This window comes from Mycobacteroides sp. H003 (assembly GCF_001440135.1).
GTDB classification, from domain to species: domain Bacteria; phylum Actinomycetota; class Actinomycetes; order Mycobacteriales; family Mycobacteriaceae; genus Mycobacterium; species Mycobacterium gwanakae.
In genome coordinates this window covers 15,002-37,960 of sequence record NZ_LJYL01000009.1, presented here as the reverse complement: position 1 = coordinate 37,960, position 22,959 = coordinate 15,002, and the positions used below count along the sequence as shown (strand labels likewise).

Below are 22,959 nucleotides of genomic sequence, written 5' to 3'. Positions count from 1 at the left end.
ACTACGCCGGGGCGGGAGATCCCACCCAGCGGGTGAGCGCTTCGCCGAGGCCCGCATCGGACCCCTCCCCCACCCAGGCGACGTACCCGTCGGGTCGCACCAGCACCGCATCCGGCGCCGAGACCTCACCGAGCACCGGAAGATCCCATGCACCTGAGTATTTCGCGTCAACCAGCTGAACCCGGTCGGCCCATCCGTCGACGTTCAGACTCTGTGGCTCGCCAAAGTTGAACACCACAGCGCGGGCGGCGTGCAGGTAGGGGTAGACGCGGGTGGGCCCATCCGGGGTGACCACGTCTAGGTCCGGCATGCGGCGCCCCAGCAGCGGATGCCCCTCGCCCAGCTCGTAGTGGATGTCCAGGCCGCTCATCATGCCGGCGATGCGCTTGCGTGGCTCATCCATCGCCAGCAGGTCGGCCACGATGTCACGCAGTGCATCCATCCGCGGCCCTGCGTCGGACAACGGTGTTTGGGCCATGGTGTTGTGCAGCACCCTTTCGGCCACCGGATGACGCTCGCAGTGGTAGGTGTCCAACAACGAGTCGGGGGCTTCTCCCTTGATCACCGCCGCCAGCTTCCATCCCAGGTTCACCGCGTCCTGAACACCGGTGTTCAGCCCCTGTCCGCCGAACGGGAAGTGAATATGCGCGGAATCTCCAGCAAGGAACAGGCGACGGTCGCGGTAGCGGTCGGCCTGGCGAGTCATATCGGAGAACCGCGACATCCAGCGTGGACTGTGCAGCCCGAAATCCGTTCCGGCGATGGCGATGAGCGCTTCCTTCGCCTCTTCCAATGTCGGCTCGACACCCAATCGGTCAAGATCGGTGCTGAACACCAACCGGCACCACCCCTCTTCGAAGGGCAGGATGCCGAGGAACGATTGTCCCGGCTTGCGCAGCAGACCGAACTCGAGCGGTTGCTCGGTGATCTCGGCGTCCACCAGCATCGCCGAACACGACGGATCATGTCCGGGAAACCCGATCCCCGCCGCCTTACGGATGGTGCTGCGCCCGCCGTCACATCCGATCAGGTACAGCCCACGCAGCGCACTCCCGTCGGCAAGCTCCACATCGACACCGGAGTCGTCCTGGGTAAACCCGACGACCTCGGCGTTGTAGTAGATCAGCACGCCGAGTTCGGTGATCCAGGCCGCCAAGGTCTTCTCGGTGTAGTGCTGAAGCAGGCCCAGGGCGTAGGGGTGACGGGTGGGGAAATCCTCGATACTCATGAAAATCCCCGAGAAATGGGTGACCTGGCCGGTCATCCCCTGAGAGAGGAATCTCTCGGCGATCCCACGTTGATCAAACACCTCAATGGTGCGCGAATGCACGCCCGCCGCACGTGATCCCACCTCTTCGTGGCTACTCCGGCGTTCCAACACCGCAACGTCAATACCGGCGAGAGCCAGCTCACCGGCCAGCATCAGCCCGGTTGGGCCTCCACCTGCGATGACCACTGCATGCTCGGTCATAATTCTCCTTAACGTCGTTATTGGTATTGACTCCATAATTACTTTAACAATGTTAAGGTGTCAACGTGATTTTGAATCGGGAGACGATCGCGCGGGCCGGGCTGGCCCTGCTCGACGAGAAGGGCAGCGACGGCCTCACCATGCGGGCATTAGCGGCATCCCTCGGCGTGCAGGCACCGGCGCTGTACTGGCATGTGAAGAACCGGCGCGAACTCATCGACCTCATGGGTGAGGCGATCATGAGCGATGCCCATGATGCCTTCGACGACACCTCGGCGCCATGGGATATCTTCCTGGCCAACGGCGCTCGTGCACTACGGCAGGCGATGCTGCGCTACCACCAGGGCGCCCGGATCCTGGCAGGCACCTTTGTGACCAACGCCGCCGACATGCTGGAGCCGATGCTCGATGCCATGACGTCGGCCGGGTTCACTGTTCGCGAAGCGGCCCGACTATCTCCCGTGATCCACCACTACACAATCGGTTTCACCATCGAACAACAGGCCCGCGATGGCTCGGAATATCCGGGGCCCAATCCGTACACCGAAGAGAATCTGATCGCCAAGCTCGATCTGCAGAAGTATCCGGCGATCTTGGAGGTCTTCTCGGAGCTTTATGAGCCCGACTTCGATGCCGACTTCGAGGACGGACTCGCGATAGTCATCGACGGCCTGCGAGCTCGGCTTCGCGGGAAACGGAAATCAGCGGCTCCTCGGGTATCGGATCGCCGCTAGAACACTCCGACTCCTCCAACTCCGGCGTTGCCGCATCCTGATCGTCAACCTTCGAGCGCGAAAAATGCTTCTGGAACCAAGGTTCCACGATCGCAGAGGGCCACCAGTTGGCCTGCCCACACAGCACGACCAGAGCAGGAATGGTGATGGTGCGCACCAGGAAGGTGTCCAGGAGCAGGCCCATGCCGATGATGAAGCCCGCTTCCACCATCGACTGCAGGTTTCCGATCAGCAGGCCGAACATCGACGCGGCGAAAATTACTCCGGCAGAGGTGATCACACCGCCGGTCGACTTGACCGTTTTGATGACCCCGGAACGGATACCGTCGGGCGATTCGTCACGGATGCGCGAGATGAACAACAGGTTGTAGTCCGCGCCCACCGCGACCAGCACGATGAACGCCATGCCCGGCACACTCCAACTCAACGGTTGCCCACCGATGAACTGGAACGCGATCACCCCGATACCCACTGCCGAGGCGTACGAAATGATCACCGAACCAATGAGATACAGCGGAGCGACAATGGCCCGCAGCAGTGCGACGAGGATGAGCAGCACCACGATCACCGTCAGCACGATGATGAATCGCAGGTCGTGGTTGTAGTAGTTACGGATGTCGTTGTACATCGCCGACAATCCGGCCATCGAGATGGACGCGTCGGACAGCGTGGTGTTGGGTTGTGCGCTGTGGGCCGCATCCTGGATGGCGCGGACCTGATCCATTGCCTCGGGACTGAACGGATTCAGGTTGCTCTGGACCAGATAACGCACCGCATGGCCGTCGGCCGAGACAAACGCCGCCGCAGCGGTCTTGAAGGAGTCTTGCGTAAGTACCTGCTGCGGGATGTAGAAGCCAGACATCGATCCGGGCGCCGCATCGCGCTTGGCGGCGACCAGGAGCGTGGAGGCATCGCCCAACTGGCCGCCCATCTGCTTGGTCTGGTCCACCAGCATCTGCACACCCTCGGCCAGCTGTGCGCTGCCATCGGCCAGCGAATTGACTCCGGTCAGGACTTCGGCGAACTTCTGCTGGATGCCGTAAGAGTCGGACAGACCCAACCGGCGCAGATTCGTATCAATGGCGTTGAGCGCGGTGCGCAGCCGGGCGATGGTCGAACTGATCTGTTTGTCATTGTCGACGGCCTTCAGTTCACGGCCGAGCTCGACGATCCTGTCCCTGGTGCCATCCTGTTTGGTCTCCAGGAACTTGTTCATCTCGTCTCGCGAGGAGCGGCACGCGGGGTCCATCTCACACGCGGGGTTGCCGACCAGCACACGGGCGACGGGCTCGATCCAGCCATACACCTCGCTGGCGCCCTGGGCGTTGGCCTCGATGGCCTCGCCCAGGGAATGCATGCTGGTGACCAGCTTGTCCACCGAGTCCAGATCGGCGAGGGTGCCCGTCCTACCGCTGCCGCGCAACTGCGCCAGCACCTCGACCAGTGCGCGCGCCGTACCCAGTGAGTTCTTCACCGAGTTTCGGACCTCACCGAGCTTGTCCGCCAACGTATGTCCACCCGCGGCGAGCTTGTCCAAATCCCTCGTGCGTGCGTCGATCAGATTCGACGCATCGCCCAGCTTCCCGCCGACCTCACCTGCCTGGTAGGACAGCTTGGCTTCCTCCAGCGGCTCACCCGTGGGACGGGTGATGCCGCGCACCTTGTCCACACCGGGGACCTGACTCACCCGCGCGGCCATCTGCTCCAGGTCGGCCAGCCCGCGCGGAGTGCGCAGATCGTGCGGAGACTTGATGTAGAGGTATTGCGGCAAGGTCGAATTCACCGGGAAGTGCTTCTCGATCGCGGCATAGCCCAGGTTACTGTCGGCCCAGGGCGGCAGGTTCTTGCGGTCGTCATAGCCGAACTTCACCATTGCCCCGCACGTGGCGAGGATGATCAGGATGACCAGGCTCACGGCCAGGTGTGCGCCCGGGCGTCTGACGATGTTGATGCCCGAACGGTGCCAAATCTTGTTGGCATAGGCCTTTCTCGGCTTCACCCAGCCTCGGCGTCCCACCAGGACCAGCACCGCGGGCAGGAAGGTCACTGACGCCACGAACGCGATCAGGATGGACACGCTCAGCGCCGGCCCGATGGTGGACAGGATCCCCAGCTTGGTGAAGCCCATGCCCAGGAAGGTCACCGCCACCGTCGCCGCCGAGGCCGCGACCACCTTGCCTATGGATTCCAGCGCGGCGGCCACCGCGCTGTCAGAATCCATGCCCTGTTTGACGTATTCGTGATATCGGCTGATGAGAAAAACCGCGTAGTCGACACCCGCGCCCATCATCATCGCGGTCATGAAGGTCAGCGTCTGATTCGAGATACTCAGACCCATCTGCGCCAGCCCACCAACAGCGGCCTGGGCGATGCCGAGCGAGACACCCACCACGATCAACGGCAGCATCATCGTCACCGGATTGCGGTAGACGATCAGCAAGATGAGAAGAACCAAAGCCGCCGTGGTGATTTCGACCTTGTGCAGGTCACGCTCTCCGACCACCGTCAGATCGCCGACGGTCGCTGTGGGCCCCGTCGTGAAGGCATTCAGGGTGGTGCCTGCGGTCGCCTCCTTGATGATCTTCAGGGCACCCACGTAGGCCTTGCCGGATTCGGGGGTGGCAAGCTCGCCCTGCAATCCCACCGGCAGGTACCACGCCTTGCCATCGGTGCTCGACATCATCTCGCGCAGCATCGGTTTGGTGATGAAGTCCTGCACCATGCTGACGTCGCGGGTGTCCTCACGCATTCGGGCCGCGAGGACTCGATAGGTCTGCTCGTCGGCGGGAGTCAGCCCGTTCTCGTTGGTGAGGACGATCAACAGAATGTTCTGTGCACCCGACTCCTGGAACGATTCGACCATCTGCCGCGTGGTCTCCATGACGGGAGCATCCTTGGGCAGCAGATCGACGGGGTGCTCCTCGATGGCCTTCTGCAGAGAGGGCGCGGTCAGCGCCAAGACCGCGGCCAGTGCGATCCATCCCCCGATGACGGCGACAGGAGCCTTCCGGACGATCCGAGCGATCAGTCCGTAGATGCCACCTGTGTTGTCCGCCACGACTACTCGATCACGCCGCGCATACCGAAGTCCTCGAGCGTCTCGGTCAGCAGATTGGTCAGGTCAGCGCGTGATTCGATCACACCGGGTTGGTAGCCGACAACGGCCAGGAAGATCTTCTCGTTGACCCTCCCGGACGCGAGGAAGAGCTGTCCGTAGGTGCTCAGCACCTTGTCGGGCCGCACCCGTTGCTCGGCCAGTTTGCAGAACACGTAGTCGGCATGGGTCCCGTCGGGACGATTCACATCGGGATCCAGCGGCCCCACATTCGAGCATCCGACGGGGTAGTCGTTGTACTCCAGCGCCACATCGGCGAGCCGGCGTGCGGCCGCCTTCGGGATGAATGGCGTCAGCGGGAGCAGTGCCCACTTTTCGTCGGGGGTGTCCTGCAGGCGGGAGAGCACCTCCTTGGTGGCTCTGCGGATTCCGCGCAGGTCGGTGGTCAGTTCCGCCGGATCGATCGCGAACATCACCGATGTCATGGCGTTGGCACGGTGATCGCCCTCGGTGCGCTCGTTGACCGGCATGGACAAAGTGACCCGGCCGTCTGGACCGAGCCTGCCCACCTTGGTGGCAAGTTGCGCGGCAAACGCGCCGACCAGCGAGTTGCTGGTACCGCCACGCTCACGTGCGTGTGTGTCCCAGTGGCTTTCGTCCAGATACACGGTCACCGCCGGAATCTGCTCGATGTGCTCCTCGGTAGCGGGCCGGCCCGCGTGCTTGATGTCCTGGCGCCGCGAGCTCAGCATCTTGGTGGCTTTTCGAAAGGCCCGCGCGGTATCCGGCAGGTCATGCCGGGCGCGCCGCAGGTCCTCCCGCACGCTGCGCACGCGCTTGCGCGACTGCGGTGCCGCGTAACCCAACGGGAGGTCCGCATCATTGGTGGCATCGGCGATTGCCCGGCACATGCCCACACCGTCGGCGATGCTGTGCGAGATCACCAGACTCACCGCGGTCGCACCATCAGTGAATCGGGTGACACCGAGCCGCCAGGCCGGCCCGTGCTCGGGATCGATCGGCAACTGGGCGTGCCGGTGCACCCAATCCTGCAGTTCGGTGCGTGGCAACGGTGCGAGTTCGACATCAATGGGGTGGCACGCCGCATCAAGTACCCAGCGATGGCGACCAAAAGGCAAGCGGGAACGCTCGATTCGCCGCCCGAGCAGCCCCCGGCCCAGGTTGGCATGAAATCTGCGCAGGCGGTCGGTGTCGATATCGCGCTCGTAGATCCAGACCATCTGACTCAGTGTGGACAGCTCGGTGGCCCGCAGCCCTAGGAAGGACGCCTGATCGACGAAGTCCAGGTGAGAGATCGACAGGGTTGTGCCGCGTGGCGGCGCGTCGATGCCCGGGATCGTGGCCGTCACAGCGACTCTCCCGCCGGCGACACCCCCAGCGTGGTGTAGAGCTCATTGATCAGCCGCACACTACGAGGATCGGCATCTGCCTTGGTCACATCGAACTGGTTCATCACATACGAGTAACCGATGCGGTGCTCGAGGTCGACAAAGGCGTAGGAGCCACCGGATCCGCCGTGCCCGAAGGTCTTCTGGTTAGGACCGGCATAGCAGCGCTGATTGAGCATGTAGCCCAGACCCCATCCATGGTTGGCGACCCGGGGCCCCAGCACGACGTCGGGATCGAACCCGCCCTGCGAGACCCGCACCACATCCATGTGATCGTGGCTGAGCAACTTGCCAAGCGCCATCGCGTTGTAGAAGGTCGCCATGCCCAGCGCCGAAACGTGGGCGTTGGTCCCGGGGAACTCCAGCGCCCGCCACATCGCGATGTCCTTGCGCGCTATCTCGTCATCGGGGATGAAGTCGCCCGAGATGAGCGGGCCCGCCAGTGGGTGGTCGCTCATGCACTCGAACTCCCCAGGCGCGCCGCGGAACACATCGCGCAGGAACGGCTTGTTGACCAGCTCCGCGCACCGGTGGTGCTCGCTGTGCGGCAGCCCGACATGTACGTCGAGCCCGTATGGCTCGGCAATCTCGGTGCGCAGGAACTGCCCGAGCGTCTTACCCGTGGTCCGGCGGACCACCTCGCCCAGGATGAACCCGAACGTCGCCATGTGGTAACCCTGCGCGGTGCCGGGCTCCCACCACGGTGTCGCTCTGGCGATGTGCTCGCACACTTCGTCCCAGTTGGCGGCCTGCTCCGGCGTCAACCTGGTGCGCGGCCCGATCACACCCGACCGGTGCCCGAGCACCATGGCCAGCGTGATGGATTCCTTACCGGCCTGGCCGAATTCGGGCCAGTACCGCGCGACCGGCGCATGCAGGTCGAGCACACCGCGCTCGATCAGCATGTGAACGCAGGTGCTCATCAATCCCTTGGTGCCCGAATACACCGGCGCCAAGGTGTCCTCGGTCCAGGGCCGGGTGCGGGCCTCGTCGGCCCATCCGGCCCACAGATTGACGACGAGCTCACCGTCAACCCAGATCGCGACCGCCGCGCCCAACTCGTCGTTCTCCAGGAAATTCAGTGCAAACGCGCGCCGAACATTGTCGAAATCCGGTGAGCTGGTTCCATTCACCGCGACATCAAGGCTTGTGCTCATGACGGTGCCAACCTTTCACTGCTGCTCAAATGCGGCCGCAATGCCGCGGAATCAGGAAACGAACTGTGACTGCGCGACACGCTGATACACCCTGCGAGCCACATCGAAATAGCGCGACACAGATTCACGGGCGACAGCGTTGTCGGGGAACGAGATGGTCAGGTTGGTTTCATTCTCAAACCTGTTGACCCACATACACACCTGATCGGAAGAACGGCTGTCCCCGTAGATTCCGCCATTGATGCGGTCCCATTCGGCACTGACCGGGATCTTGCGCGCATCCAGGAAAGACACCATCGGAACCACATATTCGGGGGCGGCCAACCCCGACTCAGGACCGGCGAGCTCCAGCGCGCGCTCAAACGGAACCTTGGCCAGCGGCTGGCATTCGTCGAACGACTTCTGCGCCGATCGCGCGACCCGCGCGAAGGAGTCCTCCGACATATCCACCACGAAGGGAATGAAGCTCGCGTACCACCCCACCGACATCTGCTCCTCGGCGGTGCTGCGGGTGTCGTACGGGGTGATGCCGTAGAAGACGTCGGCGCCGGTGAGCTCGCGGTCGATCAGTGCGGTGCAGGCGAACACACCACCGCTGAATCGCACACCCGCCTGTTCACAAGCCTTTTCGAATGCCACCGTCTGCTCGGCATCGAGCAGCTGGGCCGCGACCATGCCGCCGACGTTCGGCACAGATCGGTCGCCGAGCGGCAGGACGAAGTCGGGCAGGGTGCCCCCGTTGTCCCGCGCGTACCGGAGCCAGGTCTGCACCTCGAAGGAGTCCAGGCTCATGGACTGGTTGTGCGCACGCTCACGAGCGGAGAAATCCAGATATCCCGCGGGAGCCGGGAGTTCCAGTGCCGCCCCGTGCACCAGGCTGGCGTACATCAACTGGATCTCGACGTACAGGATGCCGGTCGACATGCCGTCGGTGTGTAGATGATCAACGCTCAGGTACACCGTGAAGTGGTCCGCACGTTGAATCACCCCGAACGTGAAGCAGTCCCACGAGAGCGGAGTACCCGAGGTACGCAGCAGGTGCGCGCGGATCTCGTCGGGCCCCTGCAGCCCGTGATCCTGCGGCACGAAGTCGATGGTCTGCGGATCCTCGATCACATGCCGGACGATGTTGTCGGCCCTGTCGAACTCGAACCACGAGTGGTAGGTGTCGTGCCGTCGCAGATGTGCGTTGATCGCCGCGGTCATCGCATCGATGTCGCAGACACCCGGGACGTCCCAGGAGCCGATTCCCAAACGGGCCATCTCGCGGTCCTGACGGGCCAGATCGCGGTACGAACGCACATGCTGGGCCTGCTGATAGCTGGGCGGTACCGTGCTGGCAGGGGCCTGTGCGGCGGCCTGGCGGGCGCCTGGCGAAGCGCTCCAGGAAATGACGGTTCCCGGCTTGGGACGCCAATCGTGGATCGTTCCGAGTGCAACCATCGTCCCTATTCCTGTTCAGCGGTCTGGACTACGAGCGCGACCATGCTCGATTTGCCTGCGACGGTGCGGACGGCAAAGACATTAATCATTGCGAGCAGCGTAGCGAATAAATATCTCGCAAAGGCAGGTTCCGTCAAAGAAATAGCTAGTGAACTGTGGGTAACGCCGTGTTACGCCATAGGACAGCAACTTCCCGTAAGACTTACGGTAACCCAATTCTGGCAAATATAACTGCCGCATAGAAATACCGTATGACCTGGCCATTCATATCTGGTTACGCGAAGTCTCATTAACTATGTCCGTAGTGCCATCAGAGAACCCACGTGATCTGGGTGATTTTTTGTGGGCCACTACCTCAGCCACCACCGTTGTGGCGTGGACCACTGCTCCGTATCGGCGACTTCTGGTAACCGACTCTAAATCTGCTGAATCTTCGGGGGGCATGTATCGGGCGGGCCCATCCGCCCGGTCGAGACGAGCCCTAAAACGACTACAGCCGCCCACCCCGGAGGGTGAGCGGCTGTAGTGCCGTTGAGCCGTACCTACGCGTCCAGCAGCGACGCAGGCGGGGTGAATCGGTCGCCGTACTTGGCGGCCAATTCCTTTGCACGAGCAACGAATCCAGCCTTGCCCTTACCTGCGGGGCCCTCGTACCCAACGATGTACTGGTGCACACCGCCGGTCCACGGCGGGAAGCCGATGCCGAAGATCGAGCCGATGTTGGCATCGGCGGTCGAGGTCAACACGCCCTCGTCGAAACACTTCTGCGTTTCGATGGCCTCCGCGAACAGCATGCGGTCGATGAGGTCCTGCAGCGGCGGGTTGGCCGCGTCAGCACCCGATCGGGTGTTGAACGTCGTGCGCAGGCCGGGCCACAGCTCGGTGCGCTTGCCGTCCACGTAGTCGTAGAAGCCGGCACCACCCAGACGGCCCGGGCGTCCCGCCTCCACCAGGGTGTCGATGACACGGCCCGCCGGATCGTCCGGCAGATCCTTGCCCTCGGCCTTGGCCGCCTCGACGGTCTCCTTGCGGATCTTCTGCATGAGCGTCAGGTTCAGCTCATCCGACAGCTGCAGCGGCGGTGCCGGGTATCCGGCCTGGCTGCCGGCCTGCTCGATGGTCGAGGGCTCGATGCCCTCGGCCAGCATCGCGACGGCCTCGTTGACGAACGTGCCGATGACGCGCGAGGTGAAGAAGCCACGGCTGTCGTTGACGACGATCGGGGTCTTCTTGATGGCCAGCACGTAGTCGAACACCCGGGCCAGCGCCTCGTCCGAGGTCTTCTCACCGCGGATGATCTCCACCAGCGGCATCTTGTCGACGGGCGAGAAGAAGTGGATGCCGATGAAGTCCTCCTGGCGCTTCACACCCGCGGCCAGCCCGGTGATGGGCAGGGTGGAGGTGTTGGAGCCAAGCAGCGCGTTGGGCTCGACGATGTCCTCGATCTCCTGGAACACCTTGTGCTTGAGCTCGGTGTTCTCGAAGACCGCCTCGACCACGAAGTCGACGCCTGCCAAGTCGGCCGGATCTGCGGTCGGGGTGATCTTGGCCAGCAGCGCAGCCGACTTCTCCGCGGTGGTCTTGCCGCGCGAAAGAGCCTTCTCCTCAAGCTTTTCCGAGTAGCCCTTGCCCTTCTGGGCCGCCTCGAGCGAGACGTCCTTCAGCACGACGTCGTAACCGGCCTTGGCCGAGACGTAGGCGATACCGGCACCCATCATGCCCGCGCCCAGCACACCGATCTTCTTGATCTCCTGCTTGGCGATGCCATCCGGACGTGACCCGCCGCCGTTGATGGTCTGCAGGTCGAAGAAGAACGCCTGCGTCATGTTCTTGGCGACCTGGCCGGTGGTCAGGCTGGTGAAGTAACGGCTCTCGATACGGCTGGCCGTATCGAAGTCCACCTGGGCACCCTCGACCGCGGCGGCCAGGATCGCCCGCGGGGCCGGCATCGGCGCGCCCTTGAGCTGCTTCTTCAGGTTCGACGGGAACGACGGCAGGATGGCCGCCAGCGCCGGCGTGGAGGGGGTGCCGCCGGGGATCTTGTATCCCTTGACATCCCAACGCTGCACGGCCTCCGGGTTCGCCTTGATCCACGCCTTGGCGGCGGGGATCAGCTCGTCGACGGAGCCAACCAGCTCATCGATCAGGCCGACTTCCTTGGCCTTGGTCGGGTTGAACCGGGTGCCCTGCGCCAACACGGTGACGAAGCCGTTCTGGATGCCGAGCATGCGGGTCACGCGGGTGACGCCACCGCCGCCGGGCAGCAGGCCCAGCGATACCTCGGGCAGGCCGATCTGAGATCCCTTGACATCGGCCGCAATCCGGTGGTGGGTGGCCAACGCGATCTCCAGGCCACCACCGAGGGCGGCACCGTTGATGGCGGCCACGACCGGACGACCGAAGGTCTCCAGCGTGCGCAGGTCCTTCTTGATCTCCTCGACCTCGTTGAAAGCCTCCTGGGCGTTCTCCGGCTGGATCTGGATGATCTTGGTGAGGTCACCACCGGCGAAGAAGGTCTTCTTAGCGCTGGTGACCACCACGCCGGTGATCGAATCCTTCTCTTCCACAAGGCGCTTGACGGCTGCAGCCATCGACTGCTTGTAGTCGTCGTTCATGACGTTGGCCGAACCGTTGGGGTCGTCCAGGGTGAGGGTGACGATGCCGTCGGCATCCTTTTCCCACTGAATTGTGTTTGCACTCATTGGTTCTGGTTCTCCCTACACTCGCTCGATGATGGTGGCCACACCCATGCCGCCGCCGACGCACAGGGTGATGAGGGCACGCTTGAGGCCGCGACGCTCCAGCTCGTCGACCATGGTTCCGGTGATCATGGCGCCGGTGGCACCCAGCGGGTGGCCCATGGCGATGGCGCCGCCGTTGACGTTGAGCTTCTCGTCCGGGATGTTCAGGTCCTTCTGGAACTTCAGGACCACCGAGGCGAACGCCTCGTTCAGCTCGAACAGATCGATGTCGTCCACGGTCAGCCCGGCGCGGTCGAGCACCTTCTGGGTGGCCGGAGTAGGTCCGGTCAGCATGATCAGCGGCTCGCTACCGGTGGTGGCAGTCGCCACGACACGGGCACGCGGGGTCAGACCCTGCGACTTGCCGGCTTCCTCGGAGCCCACCAGCACCAGGGCGGCGCCGTCGACGATGCCCGAGCTGTTGCCGCCGGTGTGCACGTGGTTGATCTTCTCGACGTAGTGGTACTTGATGCGCGCAACATCGTCGAAGCCGCCGAGTGCGGCCAGGCCCTCGAACGCGGGCTTCAGCTTGCCCAGGTCCGCGGCCGTGGTGCCCGGACGCATGTGCTCGTCGTGGTCCAGGATGAGCAGGCCGTTCTGGTCCTTGACCGGCACAACAGACTTGGCGAAGTAACCGCCGGACCACGCGGCTGCCGCACGGTCCTGCGAGCGGGCGGCGTAGGCGTCGACGTCGTCACGGGTAAAGCCTTCGATCGTGGCGATCAGGTCGGCACCGATGCCCTGCGGCACAAAGGACACGTCGTAGTTGGTGGCCGGGTCCGAGGCCCAGGCCCCGCCGTCGCTGCCCATCGGCACGCGCGACATCGACTCGACACCACCGGCGAGCACCAGGTCGTCCCAACCGGAACGGACCTTCTGTGCGGCGACGTTGACGGCTTCCAGACCGGAAGCACAGAAACGGTTGAGCTGAACGCCACCGACGGTATCGGGCAGGCCAGCGGCCAGCACCGCGGTGCGGGCGATGTCGCCACCCTGATCGCCCACGGGGGCAACGACACCGAGCACGACGTCGCTGATCAGGTTCTCGTCCAGGTCGGGGAAACGGCGACGGATCTCGTCGATCAGGCCGACCACCAGGTTCAGCGGCTTGACCTCGTTGAGGGCGCCGCCGCGCTGCTTGCCGCGAGGCGTGCGGATGGCCTCGTAGATGAATGCTTCAGTCATGGGTATACGTCCTTATAGGGGGTGCGTATGGGGCATGTGGTGCAAGTGCCGCAGCCTTGTGACGCCGGGTTGACTCCGGGTCAGTTTCGCCGAGACAGCCTTACGTTAGACCAGGGTGGCGGCCCCATGGTAAGCAGCCCTCCCAACCCGTTGGTTGGGAATCTGATGCCGGTACGCTCGAAGTGTGCTGCGGACTCGGTCTCTACCGCTAAGACGCGTGGTCATCGGCGCCATTGCAGTTCTCGCAATATTCGCGGTGTGGATGGGCTGGTACTGGCTGGACGCAAGGACTATCTACTGCCCCGCGGCCTCGCCACCGCCTGCCGCCTTCACCGAGCGCGCGGCCCTTCCCAGCTGCGGGACATACAGGTTCGTCCGGCAGGACCTGCCCGCCGCACAGCGCGAATGCATGAACAACGCCAGAGCCTCGGGCCGTGGCGGCGAACTCAAGATCGTCGAATCCACTACCGAGGGCGATCCCATCACGACGTATTACCGAGTGCTCTCGCCCGACCAGAGGGTGGAGGTCTTCGTCAACTTCAGCGCGGACCAGTTCGGCAATGGCCGCTGGAACCACTTCTTCTGCTGGGCCGCACCGCTCAATTACCCCGGCGACCCCAGGTGCGACTCACCGTCAGACCAGCCCGACCGATAGGCCGTCTGGGGTGCGACCCCCAAGCGGGCACGCACTGTGCGGTGCTCTTCGACGAGATTTCGCCGAAACCTCCCGCGTTCACACCGTGGGCGACAAGCCTGAAGCGATGCTCACACGACTCTGCATCGCGACGGCGACCCTGGCGGTTGCCGCCGCCGTGTGTCCGCCGGCAGCACAGGCCGAGCCGGAACCACTGTCCCCCCACACCGCATTCGAGCAGCGCGCACCGCTGCAGAATTGTGGCCGCCTGCGCATGCTGCCGCCCTCACACGAGATCCCCCCGAACTATCTGAACTGCATGCGTCAGGCCCGCGCGGCGGGCACCGGTGCGGAGCTGACGACCACCGTCGCCAATTTCTTCCTCGAGGACACCACCACCTACTACCGGGTGTACCGGGCGGACCGGGATGTGGAGGTCTTCGTGGACAACCGGGACCGTGGCAATCCCGGATTCAGCCACTACTTCTGCCCGATACCGGATACCGACCTGTCCTTCGAACCGCCCAGCTGCTAGGTCCGCCGGTAGGCTGCCCGGCATGAAGCCGGGTAGCACCGAACACGGGCCAGCGTGAACCCGAAGACCGTCAAACGATTGCGCCCCTTCGGCGCAACGATCTTCGCCGAGATGTCGGCCCTCGCCGTCCAACACGACGCAATCAATCTGGGCCAGGGTTTCCCCGACGAAGACGGGCCCGCATCCATGCTGGACGCGGCACAGCAGGCCATCCGTTCGGGCCTCAATCAGTACCCGCCCGGGTTGGGCGTTCCCGAACTCCGCCGGGCCATCGCCGCCGACCGACTCGCCCGCTATGGCGAGGAACTCGATCCGGATACGCAGGTGCTGGTCACCGTCGGCGCCACCGAAGCAATCGCGGGCGCGGTCCTCGGCCTCGTCGAACCCGGCTCCGAGGTCATTTTGATCGAGCCCTACTACGACTCGTATGCCGCCGTGGTGGCCATGGCGGGCGCCGTTCGCGTCCCGGTGCCACTCGTTCCCGACGGAGCGGGCTTCGCATTAGACACCGACGCGCTCGCGGCCGCCATCACACCCCGGACCGCGGCACTGATCATCAACTCCCCGCACAATCCAACGGGCAAGGTGTTCACCGACTCCGAGTTGGCACGGGTCGCCGAGCTGGCCGTCGAACACGATCTGCTGGTCATTTCCGACGAGGTGTACGAGCGATTGCTCTTCGATGGGCGCACCCAGACACCCATGGCCAGTCTGCCCGGGATGGCCGATCGCACCGTGACGATCTCCAGCGCTGCCAAGACGTTCAACTGCACCGGCTGGAAGATCGGCTGGGCTTGTGGCACACCAGAGTTGATCACGGGCGTGCGCGCCGCCAAGCAGTTCCTTTCCTACGTCGGCGGTGCACCGTTTCAGCCGGCCGTAGCGGTAGCCCTGGACACCGAACAGGCCTGGGTAAAGAATCTACGAGAGTCCTTGCAGCGCAGGCGCGATCGTCTCACTGAGGCGCTCACCGGCCTGGGCTTCGAGGTGCACAGCAGCCACGGCGGGTACTTCGTCTGCGCAGATCCACGCCCCCTGGGATTCAGCGACAGCGCAGAACTTTGTCGGCGCCTACCGGAAACCGTCGGCGTAGCGGCGGTTCCGGTAAGCGCCTTTTGCGACCCCAGCACCGACACGGCCGATCAATGGAATCACCTGGTGCGGTTCACCTTCGCCAAACGTGATGCGGTGATCGACGAGGCAATATCCCGCCTGGCGCGGCTAGGAGGTTAGTCCCGTCGCGATCGCGTCGGGACGCTGCCGCGCCCTGGCCAGCCCCGGCAGGACCTTGATGAACTCGGTGATCTCTCCCACCGCCCGCCGGGCGTCCGGGTTGGTCGCCGCGAACACCTGGAACACGTGAATGGCGCGGTCGAAAATCTGCAACCGCACCGGAACTCCAGCAGCGACAAGACGTTCCGCCAACAGCTCGGAGTCCGGTCGCAACGCTTCCTGCGAGCCGACCTGCAGCAGGAACGGCCCCAGTCCGGTCAGGTCGGCATCCGCCGGGCATGGCCCCGGCTCACGTGCGCCGTTGCGCAACAGGAACACGTCGTTGATCATCTTCAAGAAGTCGACGGGGAACATGGCATCGCCGACGCGCTTGGCGGCAGCATATTTCGGCTCCATGTCGTTGTTGGTCGCCGCCGAGATCAGCACGCATCCCGCGGGCGGCGTCAAGCCCTCATCGCGCACCGCGATGGCGGTCATGGCCGCCAGGAAGCCTCCGGCCGAATCGCCTGCGAGCACGATGTTCTCGGGGGCAACGCCCTGACTCAACACGTAGCGGTACGCATCGACACCGTCGGCGACGGCATCTTCGACCAGATTGCGCGGGCACAACCGGTAGCCCACGCTCAGCGCCCGTGCACCGGAGTCACGCGCGATATGACTGACCAACGGGCGATGGCTGTTGATCCCCAATGCGATGAACGCCGACCCGTGGAAGTAGATGACCACCGGCGCGTCCGGCCCCGGCTCATTCTTGGCATTCCACGTCCATTCGGCCGCGCAGTTCGGCAATTGCACAGGCTCCGTGCGGGTTCCGGACACACCTGGCATCCAGCCCATGAGACGTTCCAGTCCGTCGTATCGCCGATTCAGCAGTGCGTCAGGGAACCGGCGGTTGACGGCCAGCATCAGCCGGGTCAGCGCATAGAGCCCCGGCTTACCGACTGCCTTGAACAGATAGGTCTCGGCCACCGAATGCCAATTGGCCTTGCCCATCCATTCCGGCCCCGCGTACGTGACGGCGGCGGCCAGCCGGGATTCGGCGGCGTGTCGGGCAGTGGTCATCAAGCCTCCTCATAGCGTCATTGCTCAGGATGAGACTACCAGTACCTAGTACTGACAATCTCGGCTAAGTCACCAGCCGATATCGGCGAGCTCGGTCGTGTCCTTCGGCGGCGCCTCGATGGGCCCGCTCGGCGTCCGCGAGAAGCGCGGGGCCGGCGCGGCCTGGGTCACGCCGTTGACATCGGTGATGGTGCCGCGATCGCGAAGGTGCGCATTCTGCTTGGCCTCACCCCAGGTGAGCACCGGTGACACGCAGGCGTCGGTACCGATGAAGATCTCGGTCCATTCGTCGCGGGTCTTGGTCTTGAACGCATCGTCGAACAGCTTGCGCATCTCCGGGTAGCGCGCCTTGTCGAGCTGGAACGGAACGCTCTCGGGGTCCAGCCCCAGGCCCTGCACCAAAATCGCGAAGAACTGTGGCTCGATGGATCCCACCGCCATGTACTTGCCGTCGGCGGTCTCGTAGGTGCCGTAGAACGGCGCGCCGCCGTCGAGCAGCCCCGACTCGCGCTCGTCGAACAGCAGTCCGTTGTTGTACATCGTCCATTGCATCTGAGCCAACTGGCTGACACCGTCGACCATCGCGCCATCGATGACCTGCCCCTTGCCCGACTTCTCGCGCTCGTAGAGTGCGGCCAGGATGCCCTGCACCAAAAGCATTGAGCCACCACCGAAATCCGCGACGAGGTTCATCGGCGGCATCGGTGGGCGGTCCTTGTAGCCCATCGACCCCAGCGCGCCTGTCAGCGACAGGTAGTTGATGTCGTGGCCCGCCCGGTCGGCCATCGGGCCGGTCTGACCCCAGCCCGTCATCCGGGCGAAGATCAGCCGCGGGTTGCGCTTGGCGCATTCCTCGGGTCCGATCCCGATTCGCTCGCACACGCCGGGCCGGAAGGGATCCAGCAAGACATCGGCCTTGTCGACGAGCGCCAGCAGCGCCTCGGGGTCCTTCTTGACGTCCAGGTTGACCAGGCGCTTACCGCGGTGAAACAGGTCCGTCTCCTCGGCGGGGATGGCGAGACCACCGGGACGACGCACCCGAATGACGTCTGCCCCCAAGTCGGACAACATCATCGCCGCATGCGGCCCAGGGCCGATACCGCCGAGTTCGATCACCTTTACGCCCGCGAGAGGGCCTGTCTTGACGCCAGTGTCACCCATGAGGGTCACCCTAGCCACTCAACCCGTTGGTTGGGAAGTGCGGCTAGAGAGACGAGGAGATGGCCGGTGACGACGTCTGTGTGGGCGCCGGGGCCGGGGTCGGTGTCGGGAAGTTGGGGATCACCGGTCGCGACGTGCTCGGGGCGGCCGGAGCATCCGAGGGCGGTGGGGGCGCGGGCGCCGGCGTGAACTCGTAGGCCGGCAGCGGCGGGGGTGGCGGATCATCGTCGCCCTCACGCCAGTGCGTCGAACGGTACAGATCAATCACCTTGCCCAGATCATGCAGGCGCAGCGCCGGTGGGCGGCCCCCACGCGCGTCCCGAATGCGCTGCGCCTCCCACGCGACGAGGCATTGCGCCGTCGGCGTGTTGTACAGGCTTTCCAGGAAGGGAGTCAACGCCTTTGCGAGATCGCCCTCGGCCTTGAGGACGTCGTTCCGGTAGGGGCCGTAGTAGGGCAGGATCGCCTCGAGAACGCGCACCATGACGGTCTGGAACCGGGTGACGAACTGGTCGATCGCCCACGGATGCCGCGAGAGCAGCGGGGAGATCCGGGCCAGCACCGGACCCATCATCTTCAGGATCGGTTCATACGCCGTAGCCGGAGCGAACGCCTCGGACGAGAACACACCCGCGGCCGGAGCCACATCGATCAGCGAGGCCAACCCGCCCTGCTCATCCGGACCGGGCGCCGGCCAGCCGAAGGGGCAGGGCTGTGCGACGGATATCGGAAGCCCGCGGTCGGTCACCGAAGGCAGTGCACCAAACGGTCCCGCAGCCTGACCCGGTGGATGCGAAGGCACCTGAGGCCGCGGCAGCGGCGCAATCAATTGCGGCCCCGGCGGGGGTACCGGGATCGGGATGGCACCTTCGGGAATCGATCCGTCGCGGTTCACGATCTGGTATCCGACGATGGGTGCACGCGCAGGCGAATACGAGAGCTGGGTAATGGCGGCCACGCTGCCGATCACCGTGATGGCAGCGAATGCCCTTACGGCTATCCCGAATACGCGTTCCTTGGTGGGCCTGCGGCCAACGGAAGCAATCGGAGCAGCGATCGGAGCGGTCTCTTCTGCTGGTGTCGAACTCATCGGTCTTTCACCACGCCTTCGAGGTGCCAGACTCCCGTGAAGCTGTTGAACGGGCCACCCACAATGAGACTCGTCCAGTCGAGAGTGAACTTCTTGGTGTCCTTGTCGTATGTACCGGTGGCTTTAGGGCTTTCGCCGTCCACGGAATCGCGGCCGACCCAGCGCCCGGCCACGAACTCCCACACCTGCTTGGCGCGAGCCTCGCCGGGGATCTGGGCCTGCTCCTTGGGTTTCGGCTTGGGCGCGCCCTGGTTGAACTCCTGGCGGTTCCACGAGGCGGCCCATGCGGACACGTCCGCCGAAATCTGGTCACCCGCCACCGTGGCCGAGGGCGCCGGCAGCTCGCGCTGAGTCTGCGGGTCGATCTTGTTGGTGGAGATGCCGAACTCGATATTGAAGAACTTCGTCGGCTGGGTGACGCGGGCCGCCAGCGAGTACCCGGTGGCCTCATCGAACGCCGGATCCGGCTCACCCTGGTAGTCGCCCAGTACCAAACCGCCATCCGCGCCCGGCGAGAGCAGAGTAGCTGCCCCTTGCGGCACAGGAGAATTCGCATTGGGCATGAACGGACCCTCTTGGGGGTTACCGCCCGGCTGCACCATCTTGAACCAGGTGCCGCTGAGCTTGTTCCCCTCGATCTTGCCGGGCTCCAATGCCAGCAGCCCGGTGAGCGGAGACTCGGTCGGCTTCTCCGATCCACAGGCCGGAGCCGTCACCAGCACCACGGCCGCCAGCGCTACACCAAATGTGCCGCGCGTCATCGTTTTCTGGGCCACCGTGCGGCTCCTTTCACGTCAATAGCGGCAGCGGCCGCCAGTACACCGGACACGAGGAAGAACCACCCGAAGTAGTCGAATGATCGGAATCCCAGCGGGGCCGTGATCCGATCGAGCGCCACCACCCTGCCGAAATTGTCGACGTTGTCGGCCATCACCCCGATCAGCGAAGCGAAATCCGCTGTCATGGGCTGCCATTGCGAAACGAAGGCGTCGATACCCGGAACCGCGCGGGCCGAGTCATGCTGCCGCAAATCACCCAGGAACTGGGTGTCCAACTCCCCTTCCGCCGCGACCAGCACCACGAAGTGCCGCTGCACCGCGGCCACCCGCTCGTGGGTCATGATCGGGGTGAATGCGTCGATGAGCTGCGCACCCGCCGGGGCACGGGAGAAGAGCCCGTCCGCGAAGGGCACGGCGATGAGCACCGCCGCCGCGAAGATCGCGAGAATCCGCGCACCGAAAGCTTTTTCACCGTTGCCGGTACGGCGAAGTCCCCACACACCGGCACCTACCAAGACCAGTCCCGGCACCGCCAGCAGGAACGGCAGCACGTCGAACGGGCCCACGGCGCGCAACTGCCCGTAATTACCCACCTGACCGTCGACGGCATCGAGCAAACCGTTCATGTCCTGACGGATCGACGGATACTGCGCCACAAAGGTATCCAGTCGCTCGTAATGTCCTCCCGCGATCGACTGGGTCGCCTGCACATCGGTACGGGCGGCGTCGACGGTATCGAGGTAACCGCGGAACTTGGCGATCACCTCCGACGACACGTAGGGCCGGAACTCGGTCAGCAGCTGCTGACCGCCCGCGGCACGTGTGAACATTCCGGTGACCACCGGCAACGCGAACAGGAGCACACCAAGGGCGATGAGCGCGACAAACCGCCACCGGGGTCGCGGCGCCGGTCCGGCCTCGGCGACAACAGCCTCCTCACCGACGATGTCGGCGTAAGAAGGCAGGGTCGGCTGAGACGTCTCAGCCAACCGCTCAGCGGCCACGGCTGAAGATCCGCTCCCCCACCACAAACAGGATTCCGCCGCCGATCGCCACGAACACCAACAGGGCAATGACCCATGGCGGGGTGATGGTGCGGGGATTGTCGTCAACCGGCAGCGCGATGAGCTGCTGGCCGGCCGACAGCGGTGGCGGTGCCACCACTTGTTGCCCAGCTTGCACGACAACCTGCCCAGGGGCCGCGGGCGCGGCCACGGCGGGAGGCGCATCCGCCGCTGCCGGTGGGGCACCCGGCGGAGGAGGCGGCGGCGGTTCGGCCACCGCGGCGCCACCGGGGCTGCCCCCGACCTTGCCGACCAGGTGCCATAGTCCCGTGAAGTCGTTGAAAGGACCGCCCACGATCTGGCTGGTCCACTCGACGATGAATGCGCCGGTGTTGCGGTCGTAGGTGCCGGTCACCGGTGTGGTCTTACCGGGAAACGCGCCACCGGGTTTGGGCGATCCCTGGTTGAACACCTGGTTGTTCCAGGTCACGCCGAAGGCACTGAGGTCGCCGCCGAGCTTGTTGCCACTGACGGTGATCTGGGGCGTGGCAGTGCCCTGGCCGGTCTGCGGATCGGTCTGGTTGGACGCCGTGGCAAAGCCCACGCCGTAGAACTTCACTGGCTGAGTAATACTGCCGGACACCGCATTTCCATTTCCATCGAATGCGTTGCCGGGCTGCGGCTGATACTCACCGGACTTCAGGCCACCATCGGTACCGGGCGCCAGCAGGGTGACCGTGTTATCCGAGCAGGTGGAATCGCCGTTGGCGAGGTAGGGGCCGGAGGCGTCACCCGCGGGCAAGATCATGCGGAAGTAGGAGCCCGTGGCGCGACCCTCCGCGCAGCTGCCGGGAGTCAACGCGAACAGGCCGTTGAGCGGGGTGGCCGTATCGGCCACTGCCGGGTAGGCGGCAGGCGACATCGCCGCGGCTGCCACGACGAGGGCGACCGTCGCGCGGCGGGTGAGATGCTTAATCATCGGCTTCCTATTGGACTGTTGCTCTGACCCGTAGCACGAGCTGGGAACGGCGCAAACGTATGAAGGTCCCACCCCAGCGTCAATGGCAACGTCCAGCAAACGGCGTCCCGCCTGGTGACGTTCTCGCAGGTGGTGGGCGTGCAACCCGGTGCCCGCCCGTTCGATTCACCCCGAGCCGATTGCGATCACGTTCGTATATCGACGTCGGGCGATGGTAGTTTGCTCGGCATGGCAACTGCCGGATGGCGCGTCATTGCCGCGCTGCTGACGCTGCTGGCACTTGCCGGGTGTTCTCGCAACCAAAGTCCGCTACCCGCCGCCCCGCCGACATTGTCTCCCGACGGGTTCCCGCTCAGCATCCCCCACCGGTACGGCGGTGCGTTCCTCGCGACACGACCCAATCGCGTCGTCACCCTGGGATGGAACGACCAGGATCTGGTGCAGTCGTTGGGCACTAAACCCGTTGGTGTCCGGTCCACCCTGCCGGAGTACCCGATGTACCCCTGGGTCGTTCCGGAGGTCTCCTATCCCCCCGTCGTCTCGGGCTCGGAACTGAACTTCGATGCCATCGCGGCCGCCAAACCCGATGTCATCCTGGCCACCGGCGCCGATATCGACAGACCCAGTTACGACAAGCTGGCCAAAATCGCGCCGACCGTGGTCTCGGAAGATCGAGTCGATCGCGCCGAAACACCTTGGTATACACAGCTCTTCACAATCGGGCGAGCCCTGGGCAAGTCTGATCGGGCGCGCATGCGATCCGAAGAGGTCGGGACTCGGTACAACCAGATACGCACTGGACATCAACATTGGGTCAACCGCACGGCCGTGGTCGATTGGGTCGCCGACGGACAAGGCACCTTCCTCTTGGGTTTCCGCGACCCACGCCGCGCGGTGTTCGACGGTCTGGGGTTCCTCAGCCAGCGATACTCCGGCCCGGTGCCGGATAACGAGCTGAAGGCCAAGGCCGACGAGGACCTCCTGGTGGTGGTGGGAGCCACTGAACAGCAGGCGAAGTCCACGAACGGTCTCGCCGATTTGCGTGCCGTCACCGAGGGGCGCGCTGTCTACATCCCGGCGGACAGCCCGGTGGTGAGCGCCCTTCGGCTCGGAGGCCCGCTAGCCCGGATCTATGCCCTCGAACAACTGACACCCCAGCTCGAAAAGGCCCTGAAGCCACCCCCTCCGCGATAACCGCCATCCCTCGTCGCATTGGTGTCCACGTAAATCTGTGGCCGCCATCACTGCCGTGTTACGGTCCTATCGCTCGATTCAATCAATTGATAG

At 64.5% G+C, this 22,959-nt stretch carries 18 protein-coding genes; 5 read left to right on the top strand and 13 right to left on the bottom strand.

Annotated elements, in window-relative coordinates; translation table 11 throughout:
• Position 1 precedes the first annotated feature (1 nt).
• Entirely contained in the window at positions 2 to 1,471 is a 1,470-nt protein-coding gene (locus tag AOT87_RS00510; protein ID WP_057969414.1) for an FAD-dependent monooxygenase, read from the bottom strand.
• A 65-nt stretch (positions 1,472 to 1,536) separates the two neighbouring features.
• Here AOT87_RS00510 and AOT87_RS00505 point away from each other — a divergent pair, with 65 nt between their 5' ends.
• Positions 1,537 to 2,205 carry a TetR/AcrR family transcriptional regulator C-terminal domain-containing protein gene (locus tag AOT87_RS00505; protein WP_030094307.1) on the top strand — a complete coding sequence of 223 codons (669 nt, stop codon included), beginning with the start codon at positions 1,537 to 1,539 and terminating at the stop codon, positions 2,203 to 2,205.
• Here AOT87_RS00505 and AOT87_RS00500 read toward each other — a convergent pair.
• From AOT87_RS00500 to AOT87_RS00475, 6 genes are all read right to left on the bottom strand, one after another.
• Positions 2,132 to 5,263: an MMPL family transporter gene (locus AOT87_RS00500; protein ID WP_057969413.1), complete on the bottom strand. Its 3,132-nt coding sequence runs from the start codon at positions 5,261 to 5,263 to the stop codon at positions 2,132 to 2,134. The two genes, AOT87_RS00505 and AOT87_RS00500, sit on opposite strands and share 74 nt — an antisense overlap.
• Positions 5,264 to 5,265: 2 nt before the next feature.
• Complete coding sequence (locus AOT87_RS00495) at positions 5,266 to 6,630, bottom strand: hypothetical protein (protein WP_057969412.1); 1,365 nt, start codon at positions 6,628 to 6,630, stop codon at positions 5,266 to 5,268.
• Positions 6,627 to 7,826: a serine hydrolase domain-containing protein gene (locus AOT87_RS00490; protein ID WP_030094304.1), complete on the bottom strand. Its 1,200-nt coding sequence runs from the start codon at positions 7,824 to 7,826 to the stop codon at positions 6,627 to 6,629. Before AOT87_RS00490 ends, AOT87_RS00495 begins: the two co-directional genes overlap by 4 nt.
• Positions 7,827 to 7,877: 51 nt before the next feature.
• The gene (locus tag AOT87_RS00485) at positions 7,878 to 9,269 is read right to left on the bottom strand and encodes a condensation domain-containing protein (protein ID WP_057969411.1); all 1,392 of its coding nucleotides are present in this window, start codon (positions 9,267 to 9,269) and stop codon (positions 7,878 to 7,880) included.
• A 542-nt stretch (positions 9,270 to 9,811) separates the two neighbouring features.
• Positions 9,812 to 11,971 carry a 3-hydroxyacyl-CoA dehydrogenase NAD-binding domain-containing protein gene (locus AOT87_RS00480; protein ID WP_057969410.1) on the bottom strand — a complete coding sequence of 720 codons (2,160 nt, stop codon included), beginning with the start codon at positions 11,969 to 11,971 and terminating at the stop codon, positions 9,812 to 9,814.
• 15 nt (positions 11,972 to 11,986) lie between these two features.
• Positions 11,987 to 13,195 (bottom strand): acetyl-CoA C-acetyltransferase, encoded by a 1,209-nt coding sequence (locus AOT87_RS00475; protein ID WP_030094301.1) that lies wholly within the window; start codon positions 13,193 to 13,195, stop codon positions 11,987 to 11,989.
• A 217-nt stretch (positions 13,196 to 13,412) separates the two neighbouring features.
• On the opposite strand from AOT87_RS00475, the gene AOT87_RS28945 reads away from it, so the two are divergent.
• The 3 genes from AOT87_RS28945 (at position 13,413) to AOT87_RS00460 (ending at position 15,597) form a co-directional block, all read left to right on the top strand.
• A complete protein-coding gene (locus AOT87_RS28945) occupies positions 13,413 to 13,850 on the top strand; it encodes a hypothetical protein (protein ID WP_057969409.1) in 438 nt (145 codons plus the stop codon).
• 106 nt (positions 13,851 to 13,956) lie between these two features.
• Positions 13,957 to 14,364 carry a hypothetical protein gene (locus AOT87_RS00465; RefSeq protein ID WP_057969436.1) on the top strand — a complete coding sequence of 136 codons (408 nt, stop codon included), beginning with the start codon at positions 13,957 to 13,959 and terminating at the stop codon, positions 14,362 to 14,364.
• A 54-nt stretch (positions 14,365 to 14,418) separates the two neighbouring features.
• Positions 14,419 to 15,597: a pyridoxal phosphate-dependent aminotransferase gene (locus tag AOT87_RS00460; protein WP_057969408.1), complete on the top strand. Its 1,179-nt coding sequence runs from the start codon at positions 14,419 to 14,421 to the stop codon at positions 15,595 to 15,597.
• Here the strand turns inward: AOT87_RS00460 and AOT87_RS00455 are convergent.
• The 6 genes from AOT87_RS00455 to AOT87_RS00430 all read right to left on the bottom strand — a co-directional run bounded on the left by AOT87_RS00455 (position 15,586) and on the right by AOT87_RS00430 (position 21,672).
• Positions 15,586 to 16,659, bottom strand: a complete 1,074-nt coding sequence (locus AOT87_RS00455) for an alpha/beta hydrolase (RefSeq protein ID WP_057969407.1) — start codon at positions 16,657 to 16,659, stop codon at positions 15,586 to 15,588. The two genes, AOT87_RS00460 and AOT87_RS00455, sit on opposite strands and share 12 nt — an antisense overlap.
• A gap of 69 nt (positions 16,660 to 16,728) precedes the next feature.
• Complete coding sequence (locus AOT87_RS00450; RefSeq protein ID WP_030094296.1) at positions 16,729 to 17,820, bottom strand: CaiB/BaiF CoA-transferase family protein; 1,092 nt, start codon at positions 17,818 to 17,820, stop codon at positions 16,729 to 16,731.
• A 43-nt stretch (positions 17,821 to 17,863) separates the two neighbouring features.
• Positions 17,864 to 18,910, bottom strand: coding sequence for a hypothetical protein (locus AOT87_RS00445; RefSeq protein ID WP_057969406.1), 1,047 nt, complete (start codon positions 18,908 to 18,910; stop codon positions 17,864 to 17,866).
• Entirely contained in the window at positions 18,907 to 19,671 is a 765-nt protein-coding gene (locus AOT87_RS00440) for a hypothetical protein (RefSeq protein WP_030094294.1), read from the bottom strand. The genes AOT87_RS00445 and AOT87_RS00440 overlap by 4 nt, the downstream gene beginning before the upstream one ends.
• Complete coding sequence (locus AOT87_RS00435) at positions 19,668 to 20,519, bottom strand: hypothetical protein (protein ID WP_234795839.1); 852 nt, start codon at positions 20,517 to 20,519, stop codon at positions 19,668 to 19,670. The genes AOT87_RS00440 and AOT87_RS00435 overlap by 4 nt, the downstream gene beginning before the upstream one ends.
• Before the next feature lie 163 nt (positions 20,520 to 20,682).
• The gene (locus AOT87_RS00430; RefSeq protein WP_030094292.1) at positions 20,683 to 21,672 is read right to left on the bottom strand and encodes a hypothetical protein; all 990 of its coding nucleotides are present in this window, start codon (positions 21,670 to 21,672) and stop codon (positions 20,683 to 20,685) included.
• 228 nt (positions 21,673 to 21,900) lie between these two features.
• Here AOT87_RS00430 and AOT87_RS00425 point away from each other — a divergent pair, with 228 nt between their 5' ends.
• Complete coding sequence (locus AOT87_RS00425) at positions 21,901 to 22,866, top strand: ABC transporter substrate-binding protein (protein WP_131727287.1); 966 nt, start codon at positions 21,901 to 21,903, stop codon at positions 22,864 to 22,866.
• Positions 22,867 to 22,959 lie beyond the last annotated feature (93 nt).